General features: G+C 73.0%; 13 protein-coding genes. 8 read left to right on the forward strand and 5 right to left on the reverse strand.

The genetic code is table 11. The features are described from left to right. The first annotated feature begins 78 nt into the window (after positions 1 to 78). Both L1785_RS10385 and L1785_RS10390 read left to right on the forward strand, forming a co-directional pair. Positions 79 to 1,704, forward strand: coding sequence for an EamA family transporter (locus L1785_RS10385; RefSeq protein ID WP_236089185.1), 1,626 nt, complete (start codon positions 79 to 81; stop codon positions 1,702 to 1,704). 57 nt (positions 1,705 to 1,761) lie between these two features. Continuing rightward, positions 1,762 to 3,315, forward strand: a complete 1,554-nt coding sequence (locus tag L1785_RS10390) for an outer membrane protein assembly factor BamB family protein (RefSeq protein ID WP_236089186.1) — start codon at positions 1,762 to 1,764, stop codon at positions 3,313 to 3,315. Here the strand turns inward: L1785_RS10390 and L1785_RS10395 are convergent. Further along, positions 3,272 to 5,698 (reverse strand): beta-galactosidase, encoded by a 2,427-nt coding sequence (locus L1785_RS10395; RefSeq protein WP_236089187.1) that lies wholly within the window; start codon positions 5,696 to 5,698, stop codon positions 3,272 to 3,274. The genes L1785_RS10390 and L1785_RS10395 overlap by 44 nt on opposite strands. Before the next feature lie 110 nt (positions 5,699 to 5,808). Here L1785_RS10395 and L1785_RS10400 point away from each other — a divergent pair, with 110 nt between their 5' ends. After that, on the forward strand, positions 5,809 to 6,351 hold the full coding sequence (locus tag L1785_RS10400) for an AAA family ATPase (protein WP_236089188.1): 543 nt from the start codon (positions 5,809 to 5,811) through the stop codon (positions 6,349 to 6,351). Positions 6,352 to 6,361: 10 nt separating this feature from the next. On the opposite strand, the gene L1785_RS10405 is transcribed toward L1785_RS10400, so the two are convergent. The 3 genes from L1785_RS10405 to L1785_RS10415 all read right to left on the reverse strand — a co-directional run bounded on the left by L1785_RS10405 (position 6,362) and on the right by L1785_RS10415 (position 8,634). Continuing rightward, on the reverse strand, positions 6,362 to 6,808 hold the full coding sequence (locus L1785_RS10405; RefSeq protein ID WP_236089189.1) for a CHRD domain-containing protein: 447 nt from the start codon (positions 6,806 to 6,808) through the stop codon (positions 6,362 to 6,364). 99 nt (positions 6,809 to 6,907) lie between these two features. Then, entirely contained in the window at positions 6,908 to 7,366 is a 459-nt protein-coding gene (locus tag L1785_RS10410; protein ID WP_236089190.1) for an HtaA domain-containing protein, read from the reverse strand. A 35-nt stretch (positions 7,367 to 7,401) separates the two neighbouring features. Further along, complete coding sequence (locus L1785_RS10415) at positions 7,402 to 8,634, reverse strand: MFS transporter (RefSeq protein WP_236089191.1); 1,233 nt, start codon at positions 8,632 to 8,634, stop codon at positions 7,402 to 7,404. 89 nt (positions 8,635 to 8,723) lie between these two features. On the opposite strand from L1785_RS10415, the gene L1785_RS10420 reads away from it, so the two are divergent. The 5 genes from L1785_RS10420 to L1785_RS10440 are packed head-to-tail and all read left to right on the forward strand — an operon-like array spanning position 8,724 to position 13,922. Next, complete coding sequence (locus L1785_RS10420; RefSeq protein WP_236089192.1) at positions 8,724 to 10,271, forward strand: ABC transporter substrate-binding protein; 1,548 nt, start codon at positions 8,724 to 8,726, stop codon at positions 10,269 to 10,271. Further along, complete coding sequence (locus tag L1785_RS10425; RefSeq protein ID WP_236089193.1) at positions 10,268 to 11,233, forward strand: ABC transporter permease; 966 nt, start codon at positions 10,268 to 10,270, stop codon at positions 11,231 to 11,233. Before L1785_RS10420 ends, L1785_RS10425 begins: the two co-directional genes overlap by 4 nt. Beyond that, positions 11,230 to 12,066: an ABC transporter permease gene (locus tag L1785_RS10430; protein WP_236089194.1), complete on the forward strand. Its 837-nt coding sequence runs from the start codon at positions 11,230 to 11,232 to the stop codon at positions 12,064 to 12,066. The genes L1785_RS10425 and L1785_RS10430 overlap by 4 nt, the downstream gene beginning before the upstream one ends. Next, entirely contained in the window at positions 12,063 to 13,502 is a 1,440-nt protein-coding gene (locus L1785_RS10435; protein ID WP_236089195.1) for an ABC transporter ATP-binding protein, read from the forward strand. Before L1785_RS10430 ends, L1785_RS10435 begins: the two co-directional genes overlap by 4 nt. 9 nt (positions 13,503 to 13,511) lie before the next feature. Then, the gene (locus tag L1785_RS10440; RefSeq protein ID WP_236089196.1) at positions 13,512 to 13,922 is read left to right on the forward strand and encodes a VOC family protein; all 411 of its coding nucleotides are present in this window, start codon (positions 13,512 to 13,514) and stop codon (positions 13,920 to 13,922) included. 22 nt (positions 13,923 to 13,944) lie between these two features. Here the strand turns inward: L1785_RS10440 and L1785_RS10445 are convergent, their stop codons facing one another. Next, positions 13,945 to 16,290, reverse strand: coding sequence for a pectinesterase family protein (locus L1785_RS10445; protein ID WP_236089197.1), 2,346 nt, complete (start codon positions 16,288 to 16,290; stop codon positions 13,945 to 13,947). Between the last annotated feature and the right edge of the window lie 34 nt (positions 16,291 to 16,324).

Here is a 16,324-nt window from a genome sequence, read left to right on the forward strand (position 1 = left end):
TAACCCCGCAGTCGTGGGGCCGCGTCCTGGCGTGCTCCGAGACCTCGTCCTCGTCTCGGTCCAGTCCTTGGAGCACCCATGCCCACCCTTTCCCCTGCCCGCGTGTCCGCTCGCGTGGGTTTCCTGCAGGTCTGTGCCGCCGGTGTCCTGTGGGGCACCGGCGGCCTCGCCGTTCAGCTCCTCCGTGAGCACGCCCCGCTGTCCGTCCTGACGATCAGCGGCTACCGCACGCTGGTCGCGGCGCTCGTCCTGGTCGCGGCCGTGGCCGTCGGCCGCGGCTGGTCGGCGACCGTCAGCGTGGCGCGGGAGCGCCCGGTGGCGGTGATCGTCGTCGGCGTCGGTACCGCCGCGTACCAGGCGCTGTACTTCGGCGCGGTCGTCAACGTCGGCGTCTCCGTCTCGACGGTCGTCTCGCTGGGCCTCGCACCCGTCGTCCTCACCGTCGCGGACGCCGTCCGCGCCCGGCGGTCCGGCATCCGGCAGGGCGCCGGGCACCTCGGCGTCGTCGCGATCGCCATCACGGGCCTGGCGCTGGTCGCCACGTCCGACGTCGGCCCCGCCGCCCCGCGCCCCCTCCTCGGCATCGCGCTCGCGATCGCCTCCGGCAGCGTCTACGCCGGCACGGTCGCCATGGCGGGTCGCCTCGCGCAGGCGGGCGATCCGCTGCACGTCACGACCGCGACCACCGCCGCGGGGGCCGTCGTCGTGCTCCCGCTGGTCGTGGCCGTCGACCCCGCCGGCATGGTCGGCGCCGTCACGACCGTGCGCGGGGTCGCCGGCCTCGCCTACCTGGGCATCTTCACCATGGCCCTCGCGTACTCGCTGTTCAACGCCGGCCTGCGGACCACTCCCGGCAGCACGGCCGCGATCGCGACGCTCCTCGAGCCCGTGACCGCAGCCGTCGCGGCGGCGCTCGTGCTCGGCGAGCGGCTGACGGTCGCGGGCATCGCCGGGACCGCCCTGATCCTCGTCGCCATCGGATTCCTGTCGGCCGGAGATGGACAGCGGTCGGGACCCCGTCCGCAGGCACGCTCTCGACGCGTCAGGCCACAGCCCGACAGCCGTCCGGTCCAGGCGGGCGGCGAGCCTGTCGGTGGCTCGTGCTACTCCTGTGTCATGGAACCCGACCGTCGCGCCGACGCGCCACGCCTCCATCCCGAGACCGCTGCCGAGTGGGAGGCCTGGCTCGCCGAGCATCACGACGACCCGACGCCCGGCTGCTGGGTGGTGCAGTGGCGCTCGGGCACGGGGCGTCCGGCGATCCCGTACGAGCCGCTGATCGAGGCGGCCCTGGCCTACGGGTGGATCGACGGCACCAGGATCACGGTGGACACCGAGCGCACGGAGATGTGGTTCACGCGCCGCAGGGCCGGGAGCCAGTGGACTCGACTCAGCAAGGAGCGCGTGGCACGGCTCGAGGCCGCGGACCGCATGACCGACGCCGGGCGGGCGGTGGTCGAGCGGGCGAAGGCCGACGGCACCTGGTCGCTCCTCGACGACGCCGAAAATCTCGTCGTCCCGCCGGACCTCTCCACCGCGCTCGACGGCGTGCCCGGTGCTCGCGAGGGCTGGGACGCGTTCACGCCGGGGGTGCGTCGCTCGCTCCTCATCTGGATCGCCCACGCCAAACGGCCGCAGACACGGTCCACCCGCGTCGCCCGCACGGCGGCCGGCGCAGCCATGGGCGAACCCGCGAACCGGTGATCCGGGCATTGGACGAGGATCCGGTCGCCCGGCTCACCACGGCGTTACGCTCACGACATGGCCCACCGTGGCGCCGACGATTCCTTCACGTTCGACCTCGTGACCGAGGACGACGGAGAGGGCGCGGTGACCGCCGAGGAGGGCGGGACGACGCCGGACGTCCCGCCGGGCTGGGTGGCCCGCCACCTCAAGATCCTCGTGCCCGCGGTCGCGGCCGTCGTCGCTCTGGTGGTCGTCGCCTTCGCCCTGAGTGCGGCGCGCGAACGCGACCAGGACGAGCGCGTCGCCCGAGCGCCCGGCGGCGTGGTCTCGCTCGTCACACTGCCCGGTGAGCGGTGGAGGCTGGCCGACGCGCCTCAGCCCGTCGCGGTGCTCGGCGGTCTTCTCGTAACGAGGAACTACGACGGGCTGCAGGGGCTCGACCCGATCACCGGGGCCGTTCGCTGGCGCATCGAGACCGGCGCCAACGTGGAGTGCGGGAGCAGCACGTTCGGGTTCACGGGCGTCCCGACCGTCGGCCCGCTCGTGTGCCTGGACGGCTCCGAGGTGCTCGTGGTCGAGGAGGACGGCACCCTGAGCGCCAGGCGAGCCCTGGACGATCTCGCAGGCAGCCCCCGCACAGGGCCGGACGGAAGCGTCCTGCGTGCCGAGAGGGTCGGGCCGGCGGCGCAGTCCCCGGCGGTCGAGTGCAACGACCGCGGCGACTGCCGGCTTGCCGACGGCGCCGCGGTGCGCGGCCCGGACGCGGTCGTCCGGCTCGAGGACGCCGCCACCGGCGCGCTGCGCTGGGAGCACACCGTCGACTTCGACCTTCGCACCGACAGCGCCGGCAACCTGACCGGCTGCCGGATCCGCGACACGCCGACGACGCCGCTGGTGGTGTACGACGACCTGGACGTCGTCGTACACGGGAGCCTGATCCACGTCGTCGGCTGCGGCGTGAACGCCACGTTCACCGCGGCGGGCATCGAGCTGACCCAGCCTTCCTCCTCGTTCGTCCAGGATGTCGGCGGTCGCTACTTCCGGGTGACCCTGCCGCGGACCGAGACCCTGGAGGGCGTCCGCACGGAGGTGCTCGCCCCGGACGGCTCGGTCCTTCAGGAGATCGCCGGCTACCCCGCTCACCCCCTCGCCATGTCAGGCACCGGCGACGCGGTGGTGACCGTCCAGGACGCCGGCGTCGTCGCGACGATGAGCGACGGGACCGAGCGGGTGCTCACCACCTCGACCATGGCCGAGGTGCTCGTCCTGCACGGCAGCGTCGTCCTGATCGAGGACCAGGCGAGGGCCGTGCTCCTGGCCGTCGACCTGGCCACCGGCGAGACCCTGTGGCGCCGGGGCGTCCCGGCCGAGGTCGATCTCGGCGCCGGGCGGGCACCCGTCACGGGCGGCTCCGTCATCACGGCGTTCACCGACGGCGACGTCGCGATGCTGGTCTACCAGCGCGGCGCCGCCGTGGGTATCGCCTCGGGCTACGCGGCGTTCGGCCTGGGCCTGCGGACGGGCGAGGTGCTGTGGTCGGGAGACACGGGCAGCGTGCCGCCGTTCGCCGTCGCCGGGCACCTGGTCACGTACGACGGCGGGTCCCCGGGGCTGCGCGGCCTGGGCTGAGCACCACGCGGGCGACGCGCACGACCTCCACGGCGTCGATCACGACGACGTCCGGCACGCCACGGACCGACGGGTCCACCCACACACCCGTCGCCGCGCGCCACGGCAGCAGGTCCAGGCGCACCCCGTGCTCCACGACGTCGGCGGCGTACGGCGTGAGGTCGACATCCCACGCCCGGCCGTGCCAGAAGTGGTCGCTCACGAACCGGTCGCCCACGAACGCGCGCCCCACGTCACCCGACCAGCGGATGCGGAGCAGCGCCCGGTCGACGCCCGCGAGCGCCTCGGCCGGCACGTCGGCGACGACCTGGGCCGCACCCGAGAAGTCGGTCGGCGCGCTGAGGCGGTCCATGGGGCCTCCGCGAACCGGCTCGGGCGGAGCCGGCGCCTCAGGGACGAGACCGGCGGCGATCGTGCGGCTCCCGGCGGCCGGCACAACGAGGGCCCACCGGCGCCATGGGCCGTCGTCCACGCCCGCGGCGACCTCGGCACCCTCCGCCGTCAGGTACGCAGGCGCCGGGAGGAGGGCGACGGTGCACGAGGCCTCCTCGGTGTGCAGCACCAGCCCGCCGTCCTCCGCATATACCGGGGCGTCGGAGAGGACGAGGCGCTCGCGGCCTGCCACGTCGAGCCGGTAGAGCCGGTTCGCGCTCGCCCGGTCGAGGACGATCACGCGCACCCCGGGCAGCTCGACGACGCACGCCGGGCCGGGTTCGGCGGTCAGCTCGATCACGGTGGCTTCGTCGTCGGACACGGACGACGTCGTGACGCGGCCGGCGCCGCCCACCGGGACCCGGCCCTCGACCACGAGCTCGACCGGGACGCCCTCCGCCGCGGCGAGAACCACGAGGTCGCCGGCGTCGTCGGCGATGCTGGTGAGCACCTCGGCCGTGGCGCTGCGCAGCACCAGGCCGTCGGCGAGCGGGTAGCGCAGCGGCCAGACGGTCGTCAGCCCGGCCGGGAGGTCGACCGGCACGGTCGGGACGGTGACCTCGTCGTCGTCGAACGCGACCGTGACCTGGACGTCCGGCTGGGCGGGCAGCGGGCGCTGCACCGGCTGGTAGGTGGTGAGGAAGAGGTAGCCGCTGCGCCCGTCGGTGCGCACCGCCCACCGCAGCTCTGCGGGGTCGTCGCTGCCGCCGCCCACCACGGGCGCCATCGTGGCGAGCCGGTGACCGTCCTCGTGGAGCCACAGGTGCCGCCGCCGGAGCAGGTGATGGTGCGGCCTGACCTGCGCGTGCTCACCGATCGGGGCGTTGAAGTCGTAGGTGAGGGACGGGACGTCGTTCGGGTAGCCGGTCGCGTGGGACTCCTGCTCGGTGCCGAGCGCGCCCACGCGCTGCGTGCCGCCCGCGTACATGTAGTAGCCCTGCCAGATCGACCCGCTGCCGATCTTCGCGAGCCCGACCGCATCGACGTCCCGCGCCGTGACCAGGGGGCGCCGGTGATAGGCGACGTGCATCCCGCCGCCGAGCTCGCACATCGCGAACGGCAGCGCGGAGTCGTCCTTGAGCGGGACGGCCTCCGGGTCCAGGACGATGCCGTCGAGCGCCTCGCGCAGGTCGGCGCCCACGGTGAGGTCGTCGCGGACGTCGCTGTACCGGAAGTGGAACGCGGCGAACGGCGCCCACTGGGTCTCGGACTCCTCCCAGAACCCCTCGGCGTACGCGCTGTACACGGGCAGCAGCGTGTCGGGAACCTGGGCGCCGCCCCAGCCGGTCGCCGTCCAGAGCGGCACGTGCAGGCCCAGCCCCTCGGCGATCTCACGCAGCGTCGCCAGGTGCTCCGGCTGGTCGTAGAGCTCGTTCTCGATCTGGACGCCGACCACCGGACCACCGTCGGCGTGCGTCAGGCCCTCGAGCTGGGCCGCGATCTGCGCGTACAGCAGGCGGACCCGCTCCAGGTAGGCGGGGTCGTTCGTGCGGGTGCCGACGCCGCTCTCAACGAGCCAGTCCGGGAAGCCGCCGTAGCGGGCCTCGCCGTGCGCCCACGGGCCGATGCGGGCCACGACCTCGAGGCCGTGCCGCGCGGCCAGCCCGACGAACGCCCGCAGGTCGAGGTTGTCGTCCCAGCGGAAGGCGCCCGGCACTGGCTCGTGCGCCTGCCAGAACACGTACGTGGCGACGGACGTCAGCCCGCCGGCCGCCGCGTGACCCAGCACCTCCGACCACCGCTCTCGCGGGATGCGCGAGTAGTGGATCTCGCCGGTCACCGGGAACCAGGGCCGACCGTCACGCTCGAGCCACCGGCTCGTCACCTCGATCCGGTCGGGCGCGCCCTCCGGGTCGCCGAACGCGAGGTGTCCGCGCCGGGCAGGCTCCGGCGTCCCGGCACGCAGCGTGCGGGCCGCGGGTCGCGCGACCGGGAGGGCGTCGTGAGTCATCTGTCTCCTTCGGCGCAGGTTGTCGGGGGCAAGCGTAAGCACCCCGCGGCGTCGGACCGCGCGGCCATTTGCGCTGGACCAGGGCCGCCGCGGGCGGCGACGATCCTCGGGTGCCTCAGCTCCTCGTCGTCACCGGGCCGCCCGGCTCCGGGAAGTCCACCGTCACCGCCGCGCTCGCCGACCGCTGGGAGCCCAGCGTGCTCGTCGAAGGCGACGCCTTCTTCGGCTTCCTCCGCCGGGGCGCGATCCCACCGTGGCTGCCGGAGGCGCACACCCAGAACGAGACGACGGTCCTCGCTGCGAGCGCCGCGGCCGGCCGCTTCGCCGCGGGCGGGATCACCGTGGTGTACGACGGCGTGATCGGGCCGTGGTTCCTGCCCGACTTCGCCCGCGCGACGGGGCTCGACGTGCTCGATTACGTGATCCTCATGCCGCCGCTCGAGACGTGCCTCGACCGGGTCACCACGCGGGTCGGCCATGGCTTCACCGACCTGCCCGCTACCCGCCACATGTACCTGGACTTTGCGCGGGCGGTCGCAGACGGCTCGCCCGGGCACGTCCTGACGGACGTGCCGGACGACGTCACCGCCGTCGCCGACACGATCTGCGCCGCCATGGAGGCGGGGGCCTCACGCGTCGAGGTCCGACGGTGATCAGCACGACTCAGTGCGTGAGCTGCCCCCGGATCTCGCCGCCCGGGAACGTCGGCGTGTGGACGTTCACGTAGTAGTCGCGCGGGTTGGCCTCGACGTCGGCGAGCACCGCGGCATCGAACGTGAGGCAGTCGCTGACGCTGAACGATGTCGTGGCCCCGAACTCGAGCGGGATGAGGGGCGGCGTCGCGACGTGGCGCGGGCCCTGGTGGATGTGCGCGGCAACGGCCGGCACGGACAGGTTGCGGGCGACGAGCGTGTAGCACAGCTGGTCGCCGTCGATCGTGTACGTGAACGAGCCGCTCGCTCCGGTGTTGGAACCCGTGACCTCCTGGCCGACGTTGAGCGGGACGCTGTTGGGCGCCGCCACGGCCGGGAGGCCCACCCCGGCCAGCAAGAGGCCGAGGGCCGCTGCGGCTCCGAGTCGGCGGACGGCCGACGATGCATGCTGGGACATGACCGATCTCCTTTGATCGAGGGTCATTCCACGCTACGCCTGGCCGGCTCGGCTCGAAACGGGTGAGGAAGCCGTCACCGTGCGGCCGTGACGCACGTTCTAGAGGACGATCGCGACCGGGTCGAAGCGGGTTCCCGCCTTGTAGGAGCCGCCGAACAGCTGTGCGCCGTCTTCCGTGAGCTCGACCGTGTCCCAGGCCAGGCGGCCCTCCTCGGTGCGGTCAGGGGCGCCGGCCAGGCGGAAGGCCGTCGTGCGCACACCGGTCTCGCGGTCGAGGATCGACATCGCCCAGTCGCCCTGGGCGTCGTCACCGGCGGGCCGGACCTCAGGGTCCCCCACGTCCGCGACGAACGACCCGAAGTGGCCCCAGAACCGCACCGAGCCGGTGAAGGCGTAGGCCGTGGCGTCGGCGCTCGCCGCCGGCGTGCGGTCCGGGTCGAGCGGGTAGTGGAACGCGTTGCCCGTCCCGCCGACCCCGTCGGTCTCCAGCCGCCCGCCGGGCGCGCCTGCCACGTACATGAGCAGGCTGAGCTTGATACCCCAGTCGAGATGCCCCATCTGTCCTCCTTGCATGGTGAAGAGCACTCTACGGCTCAGTGCAGGCGGCGCAGGACCGCCGTCAGCGCGACCAGGCCCGCGACGTTCGCACCGAGAGCGACCCCGATCGCGACGCCGGGACCCTGGTCGTAGGCAGCACCCAGCAGGCCGCCCGCGACGAGGAGCCCCGCGCCCCGGACGAGAGCCAGCCAGCCGAACGCGACCGCGCGCGAAGCGCCGGGGACCAGCTCGGTCACCACCGCCTTGACCGTCGAGTCGAGCACCCCGTTGACGACGCCCCACACCGCGACGCCGGCCCAGAGCAGGCCGACGTTGCCGGTGAACGCGACGAGCGCGAGCGCCGCCGCCACCGGGACGGCGAGCAGGACCTTGGGACCGCGCACGTCGTACAGCCGGCCCACCACCAGGCCGGCGAGCCCGTCGACGACCATCGCCGCGACGAAGAGCAGCGGCACCTGCGCCGCGGAGACCATCCCCTGGCTCTCGGCGTGGAACGCGAGCAGCGGGAACGACGCGACGCCGCACGAGAGCACCGCGACGGCCGCGACGTACTGCCAGAAGCGGGACGGCAGCGGCTCGCGGGAGCGCTCGGCGACGGCCGCGGCCGCCGGGTCGGGGGTCGGCGCGCTCCCGGCATCGTCCGCCTCGTACAGCTGCGGGTCGGGCACGCGGTGCCGCAGCCACAGCAGCAGGGCGAGGACGAGCACCCCCGGCACGGCCAGGACGCCGAAGGCGAGCTGGTAGTCGCCGTCGCGCCAGGCGAGCACTGCCGCGAGGAGCAGCGGGCCCAGCACGGCCCCCGTCTGGTCCATGGCCTGGTGCACGCCGAACGCGCTGCCCCGTCCCGTCCGGGCCGACGCGTACGAGAGCAGCGTGTCCTTGGCGGGCGCCCGCACGGCCTTGCCGAGCCGCTCCGTGCCGTACAGGAGCAGCGCCGGCGCGAGCACGCTCGTGGCCCCGATGAGCGGCACGCTCAGCACGGTCAGGGCGTAGCCGAGGATGGTCCAGGTCCAGTAGTGCCGGGTGCGCTGGACCGCGTAGCCCGATACGACGCGCAGCCCGTACCCGATGAACTCGCCCGCGCCGGCGACGATCCCCACCACGGTGGCCGTCGCGCCCAGCGTGGCCAGGTACGGGCCGATAATGCTCCGCGCACCCTCGTAGACCATGTCGGCAAGGAGGCTGACGACGCCGAACGCGAGGACGAAGTGCCACGGCCGCATCGGCAGGGAGGAGGCCGGGCGCGCGGCCGGACGGGGGGTCGTCACGAGGGCATCGTAGACGCGACGCGTCTTTGACATTGATAATCGTTCTCATTACTCTCCACCGTGCTCCCTACGTTGGAAGGCACGACCACATGCGAACTCTCTTGCGCGCCCGCGCCCTCGCCGCCCTGCCGGCGATTGTCTTGGCCGTCACGGGATGTGCCGGCGCCTCCGCCCGCACCTCCCCCACCGACACCCTGCGGATCGTCGGGCCGTTCGAGGTCCACAGCCTCGAGCCCGCCGCGGACGGTGAGGTGTTCACGCGGCTACAGGTGACCGAGACGCTGGTGACCAGCGACCTCGACGGCGAGCTCGCCCCGGGCCTGGCCACGCAGTGGTCGTCCTCCAGCGAAAACACAGAGTGGGAGTTCGAGCTCGTCGAGGGCGCGACCTTCCACGACGGCACCCCGGTGACTCCCGAGAGTGTCGTGGCGGCCCTGGAGAAGGCCGCTGCGGAGACGGCGAGCCCCCTGGCGGAGGTGCCGATCGATCAGATCCGCCCGGAGGAGTCGTCGGTCGCGTTCGAGCTGACGCAGCCCTACCTGACGCTCCCCGCCGTGCTGACGCACTACAGCACCGTGATCCTCGCGCCGGCGTCCTACGACGACCAGGGTCGCGTCACCGAGATCATCGGGACCGGCCCGTACGCGGTGAAGAGCGTCGAGCTCCCGGCCTCGATCCAGACCGCCCGGTTCGACGGCTGGCGCGGCGCGGCCCCGGCCATCGAGAACGTGACGTTCCAGTCGGTCGGCCGGGCCGAGTCGCGCGCCCTGATGGCAGTCAGCGACCAGGCTGATGTGGTGTTCGGCCTCGAGCCGGCCGGCCGACAGCGGGTCGAGGCCACCGACGGCGTGGGCATGGAGTCGAGCCTTCAGCCGCGGACGATCCTGCTCAAGGTCAACGCCGCCCACCCGGTCCTGGGCGACGTGCGGGTGCGTCGCGCCCTCAGCCTCGCGCTGGACCGCGAGGCGATGGCGAACGCCGTGCTCCGCGAGAAGGAGCTGGCCGCGACCCAGCTGCTCCCGCCGTCGCTCCCGGCCTGGCACCCCGACCTCGAGCCGCTCGAGCACGACCAGGAGGCCGCCCGGGCCCTGCTCGCCGAGGCCGGCTGGACGCCCGGCGCGGACGGCGCCCTCCAGCGCGACGGCGTTCCGCTGACGCTGAACCTGGTCACCTACCCCGACCGCGCCGAGCTGCCCGCCCTGGCCACCGCGATCCAGGCGGCGCTGGCAGAGATCGGCGTGGGCATCGAGGTCGAGGTGACCAACTCCAGCGAGGTGCCGGCCCGTCAGGCCGACGGCAGCCTGGAGCTCGCCCTGATCGCACGCCACTTCGCGCTCGTGTCGGATCCGCTCGTGACCGTCGCCGACGTCTTCGCACCCGAGGGCTCGGACTGGGGCGTCATGAACTGGAGCGACCCGGCGGTCGACAGCGCGGTGAACGCGCTGCTGCAGGGCGCCTCCGACGCCGAGGCCGAGCAGCACCGGGCGACGATCGTGCGCACCGCCCACGAGCAGCTGCCCCTCGTCCCGGTGGCGTGGTACCGCATGAACGCCGCTGTGAGCGAGCGGGTCGACGGCTTCGTCCTCGACCCGCTGGAGACCACGTGGCGGATCACCGACCTGCAGTGGGCGTCGTGATCCGGCGTTCGGCGCTCGTGGGCGTGCTGGCCCGCCGTGGCGTCCAGGCCGCCGGCGTGGCGGTGCTGGTCTCGGTGCTGTGCTTCCTGGTCGTGCGTAGCCTGCCGGGCGATGCCGCGTACCGGATCGCCGCCGGCCGGTACGGATACGACCTGGTCGACCAGGAGACCGCGGACTCGGTCAGGGCCGAGCTCGGGCTGGACCGGCCGGTGTGGCAGCAGCTGGGCGACTGGCTGCTCCACCTGCTCCGGCTCGACCTCGGTCGCTCCCTGGTCACCTCGCGGCCTGTCGCCGAGGAGGTCGGCTACTACCTGCTCGGCACGCTGCAGCTCGCCGCGGTGGCGCTCACGTTCGCGGTCGTCCTCGGGGGCGCGGCAGGCGTCCTCGCGGCCCGCCGGCCCGGCGGGATCGTCGACCGGCTGGCGACGGCCTGGGTGGCCGGGGTGCGGGCGGTGCCGCCGTTCCTGCTCGGCCTGCTGCTCGTCGTCGTGTTCTCCGCACAGCTCGGCCTCCTGCCTGCGGTGGGCCACGGCGACGCGTCCAGCCTCGTGCTGCCCGCCCTGACGCTCGGCACCGGCCTGTCCGGGCTGGTCGCCCGGGTCACCCGCGACGCCGTGGTGGAGGTCCGCCAGTCCGAGTACGTGAGGTTCGCGCACACCAAGGGCCTGCCCGAGCGGCTGGTCCTGCTGCGCCACGTCCTCCGCAACGCCGCCGTCGTCCTGGTCCCCTACCTCGGCGTCCAGGCGGTCATCCTGATCGAGGGCGTGGTCGTGGTGGAGAGCCTGTTCGCATGGCCGGGCCTGGGGCACTCCCTGGTGCACGCGGTGTTCTGGCGTGACGTGCCGGTCCTCCAGGCGACCGCCCTGGTTCTCGCGCTGCTCGTCGTCACCATCAACACCGTGGTCGACCTCGCCGTGCTCTGGCTCGACCCCCGACCGCGCCGCCTGGAGGCATCCGCATGACGACCTCACTTCTCGACGTGGCGGCCACGGTCGCCGGCCGCTCGCGCCGCTCGACGCTCGCGCGCCGCGCCGCGGCCCTCGGTCTCGTCGCGCTGGTCATGTTCGCGATCGTCGGTCCGCTGGTGCTCTCCGACCCGGCCGCCCAGGACCTCAGTCGGTTCCTCGAGGCCCCGACCCTGGCCGAGCCCTTGGGGCGCGACGACTACGGCCGCAGCGTCCTGGCGCGGCTGGCGCACGCCACCCGCTTGTCCCTGGTGCTGGCCGCGCTGTGCGTCGCCACCGCCCTGGTCCTGGGCTGCGTCGCGGGGATCGCCTCGGCCTGGTTCGGCGGCTGGGTAGATGCCGTGATGCGAGCCGTCTCCGAGGCGTTCGTGGCCATCCCGGCCCTGCTCGTGGTGCTGCTGGTCTCGGCGCTCGCCTCCGGCGGCAGCCTGTGGGCCCTCTACCTCGGGCTCGCGCTCGCCCAGTGGGTGGAGTACTTCCGCGTCGTCCGAGCCCGCAGCGGACTGGTGCTGGGCTCACCGGCCGTCGAGGCGGCCCGCCTGCTCGAGCTCGGTCCGGTCCACATCGTGCGACGCCATCTGTGGCCGGACCTGCGCTCGCTTCTCACGACGCTCGCCTCGCTCGGCATGGTCACGTCCATCCTCGCGATGTCGACGCTGGGCTTCGTCAAGGTCGGCCTCCAGCCGCCGCGAGCCGAGCTCGGGCTGATGATCACCGACTCCTTCGCCTTCTATGACGTCGCGCCCTGGATGTCGATCGCACCGATCGCGGTGCTCTTCCTGCTCACGATCTGCTTCCTGGGCCTGCGCACCTCTGAGGAGAACAGATGACTGACAACAGCCTCGCCGTCCACCGGGCCGTCGTCCGGCACGGCGCGACCCCGCTGGCCGACGTCGCCGACCTCCGGATCGACACGGGCCGGCCGCTGACCATCGTCGGCGAGAGCGGATCGGGCAAGTCCCTGCTCGCTCACGCCCTGATGGGCACCCTGCCGCCAGAGCTGGCCGTCGAGGGCTCGATGACCATCGGCAGCACGCGCTTCGACCTCGCCGACCGATCCGGCCGGCGGCACCTGTGGGGTCGCCGGCTGGCGATGCTCCCGCAGGAGCCCGCGCTGGCGCTCGACCCCACGATGCTGGTGCGCGGGCAGGTGGCGGAAGGCGCACCAGGATGGCGGCCGGGCGACGTCGCAGCGCTCCGGCTGGCCCACGAGAAGCTCGACCACCTGGGCCTGGCCCACGCCGGGTCCGCGTATCCCCATACCCTGTCGGGCGGCATGGCGCAGCGGGTGGCCTACGCCGCCGCCACCATCGGCGGCGCGCGGCTCCTGATCGTCGACGAGCCCTCGAAGGGCCTCGACCCGGGCTCGCTCGACCGGCTGGCGGACCTGCTCGCGGCCCACGTCGCCGACGGCGGGCTCCTGCTCACCATCACCCACGACCTGCGTCTGGCCCGCCGTCTCGGTGGCGACGTCCTGGTGATGCGCGACGCCTCGGTCGTCGAGGCCGGGCCGGCGGAGCGGGTGCTGACCACGCCCAGCACCGACTACACCAAGCGGCTGCTGGCCGCGGAGCCCTCACGCTGGAGCTTCCCGTGGATGGCGAACGCCGCGGCGGCGGATCCCACCGCGGAGCCGCTCGTGGCGGCCCACGGGATCACCAAGTCTTACGGCGACACCGCCGTGTTCCAGGACGTCTCGCTCGAGATCCGCCCCGGCGAACGGTGGGCGCTCACCGGCCCCAGCGGCGTCGGCAAGACCACGCTGGGCAACGCCCTGCTGCGCCTGACCTCGGTCGATCGGGGAACGGTGGGGTACGGCGACGTCACGCGCGGCCGGCTGCAGAAGCTCTACCAGGACCCGGCCCTCTCCTTCCCGGGCCGTGTGCCGCTCGAGCGCGCGATGCGCGACGTGATGCGCCGGCACGGCGCGGACGAGGCGCGGGTGCGGTCGCTGCTCGGCGAGGTCGGTCTCCCCTTGGAGATCCTGAGCCGGCGGCCGGACCAGGTGTCGGGCGGTGAGCTGCAGCGGATCGCGATCGTGCGCGCCATGCTCCCCCGGCCGGTGCTGATCTTCGCCGACGAGGCGACCTCGCGCCTGGACCTGCTGACCCAGGAGACCACCATGGACAGCCTCATGACGGAGGTCGCCGGCTCCGGCTGCGCATTGCTCCTCGTCACCCACGACCCTGATCTCGCCACGGCCGTCACGGACCACCAGGTCCGGCTCGGCCAGGACCGGAGCGCTCTGTTGGAACCAGCCGTCTAGGATCGGCCGGTGCTGCGTATCTCTGACGTGACCTACCTCGTCCGCGACCTCGACGAGGCGATCGGCTTCTTCACGGAGGCGGTCGGGTTCGTCGTCCGGCAGGACGAGACGTCCGGTGACCGACGGCGCGTCGTCGTCGGACCGGCCGACGGCGGGACCGGGCTCGTCCTGGCCGTCGCGCGCGACGGGGCCGACGTCGGCCGGCAGGCGGGCGGCAAGGTCGCGTTCTTCCTCGAGACCGGCGACTTCGCGGCGCAGTACGAGCGCCTCCGCGCCTACGGCGTGAAGTTCCGCGAGGAGCCGCGCCACGAGGAATACGGCACCGTCGTCGTCTTCGAGGACCTGTACGGCATGCCCTGGGACCTCATCGAGCCGCCTGCGTCGTCGTCGTCCGACGGCGGAGCGGTCGCCTCGCACTGAGGCGACCGCTCGCCGTCGCGCGTCAGCCGATCGTCGGCTGCGGCCCCGCGCCGGACCGGAGGATCGCCGGTACGTCGGCCGCGGGGTCGAGCCGGTAGGTGTAGTGGTCGGCGGGGTTGAACGTCGTGCCGTTGGTCTCTGCCCGGCCGGTGGTGCTCACGAGGATGCTGCCGGTCTGGGTGAGCGACGCCGCCGTCGTGTCCGGGTAGTAGGGGTTGTTCACGCGCTCGTAGTAGCTGTTCTCGATCACCGTCTTCGCCGCGCCGCGCGAGAGGTTGCCGTAGCTCGTGATGTCCTGCAGGTAGTTGTTGTAGAGGTGGGCGAACGCGACGTTGTCGATGCTGGGGTTGCGCTGGTTGGTGGCACGGATCCAGTTGTGGTGGATCGTCATGCGCGAGGTGACGTTCGTCGTCCAGCCGATGCCGAACGACTTGTTGCCCTCCTCCAGGATGTTCCACGAGACCGTCAGGTAGGTGGTGTCCTTCCGGCTGTCGATGAGGCCGTCGTTCATCCGGGAGATCCGGTTGTGGTCGATCCAGATGTGGTCGGCCGTGTCCATCTGGATGCCGTCGTAGTCGTAGACCTTGTCGTCGGGGTCGTCGTCGGCCATGCGGGTGTCCCGGATCCAGAGGTTGCGGATGATGACGTCGTGCACGCCCTCGCCGAGGAAGAAGCCGCCGTTGACGATGTGGCCCTGGGTCCCGACGCCGATGATCGTCTTGTCGGACGCGACGGGGAGCTCGCGGCCGTACGGGGTGACCGTGATGGGGGCCGCGACCCGGATGACGTACGGGCCGGACGCGGTGGCGTAGCGCTCCAGGTCGGCGTAGGTCGTGACGGTGACGGTCTGGCCGCCCGAGCCGCCGTTGGTGCCGCCCCCGGTGGCCGCGAAGCCGTCGGGCGTCGCGGACCACGGCGAGCCGACCGGGTTCCAGCCGTCCGATCCGGCCAGGTAGCGCTGCGGCGTGTAGTCCAGGGCCTGGGCGTCGGTCAGCTGCGGACGGTTGCTGTTCACCGTCGCGCCGGCGCCGGTGTTGCGGTACTCGAAGTAGCGCGCGTTCTCCCACTGGGCGTCGGACATGTCGATCCAGGGCTGGCCCGTCGCGATGGTCGCGGACAGCGACGACTCCCGGTACACGACCTGCGCACCCTGGCGCCAGGGGCGGCCGAGCTGCGTGGTGCCGTTGGTGGCCCCCGTGATGGTCGACCGGTAGAACAGGAAGCCGTACTGACGTTCCGCCGGGGTGCTCGCCGCGGTGATCGGGCCGCCGGTGGAGCGCTTCTCGTAGATGCGGCAGCGCTCGAAGACGGCGATGCCGCCGCCGTAGATGAAGTCGACGGTGCCCTCGATGTACGAGTCGGTGACGTAGGCCCGCGCGTTGTTGTTGACCAGGAAGGTGTCCTGGTCGCCCAGCAGGCGCAGGTCGTCGAGCACGGCCCGGTCCGCGTTGAGGTAGACGGCGAGCGCCTGGGACGCCCCGCTCGCCGCCTCGTCGTAGTCGTTGGAGACGGTCAGGTTGTCCGCGACGAAATCGTGGCCCTCGGCGACGAGCGTCGCGCTGCCGCGGTGGCTCCCGGCCTGCCCGGCGCTGACGTTGTTGACGATCACGACGTCGTCGGGGCTGTCACCGCCGCCCACCAGGCTGACGTACGGCTTGTCGGTCGGGACGACGACGCGCTCGCGGTACGTGCCGGGCTTGATCGTGATCGTCACCCGGCTCGCGTTGCCCGTCCCGACGGCGTCGACGGCCGCCTGGACGGTGCGGTACTGCCCGGTGCCGTCGGCGGCCACACTGTACGAGCCCGGCGCGGTGTCGCCGCCGTCGAACGTCCACTGCTTGTCGGTCGCGGTCGTGCACGCGCCCTGGACGATCGCCGCACCGGACGTGGTGGAGGCGTTCTGGACCGTGAGGCACAGGCCGCTGTTCACGTTCGCGACGCGGTAGGCACCGCTCGTCCCGGCGGTGAGGGTCCACTGCTGCCAGGCCTTGTCACCGCAGTCCCACTGCACCACCCGGGCTCCGGTCGCGGTGGAACCGGCGGCGACGTCGAGGCACTTGCCGCTGCTGACGCTGACGAGCTGGTACCGGTCCTGGCTCACGGAGGTGAGGCGGAACTGCTGCCACGCGGCGCCGTCGGTGCAGCCCCACTGCTGCAGCCCGACGCCATTATCCCCGGAAGCGCCCGGCAGGTCGAGGCACATCCCGCTGTGCCCGGCGACGAGCTGGTACGTGCCACCGGCGGTCGGCACGCTCGCGGACGCCACCGACGCGGTGCCGACCACCGCTGCCGAGGCGGTGAGCAGTGCGGTGGCGACGATCGCGATGGCCGCGACCCCCCTGCGGACGGCCGTGCGGGCGCTCTTCATGGTCGATCCCTTCGTCGGGTGAACGAGTAACGTG

Source organism: Antribacter soli (genome assembly GCF_021568775.1).
GTDB classification, from domain to species: Bacteria; Actinomycetota; Actinomycetes; order Actinomycetales; family Cellulomonadaceae; genus Antribacter; species Antribacter soli.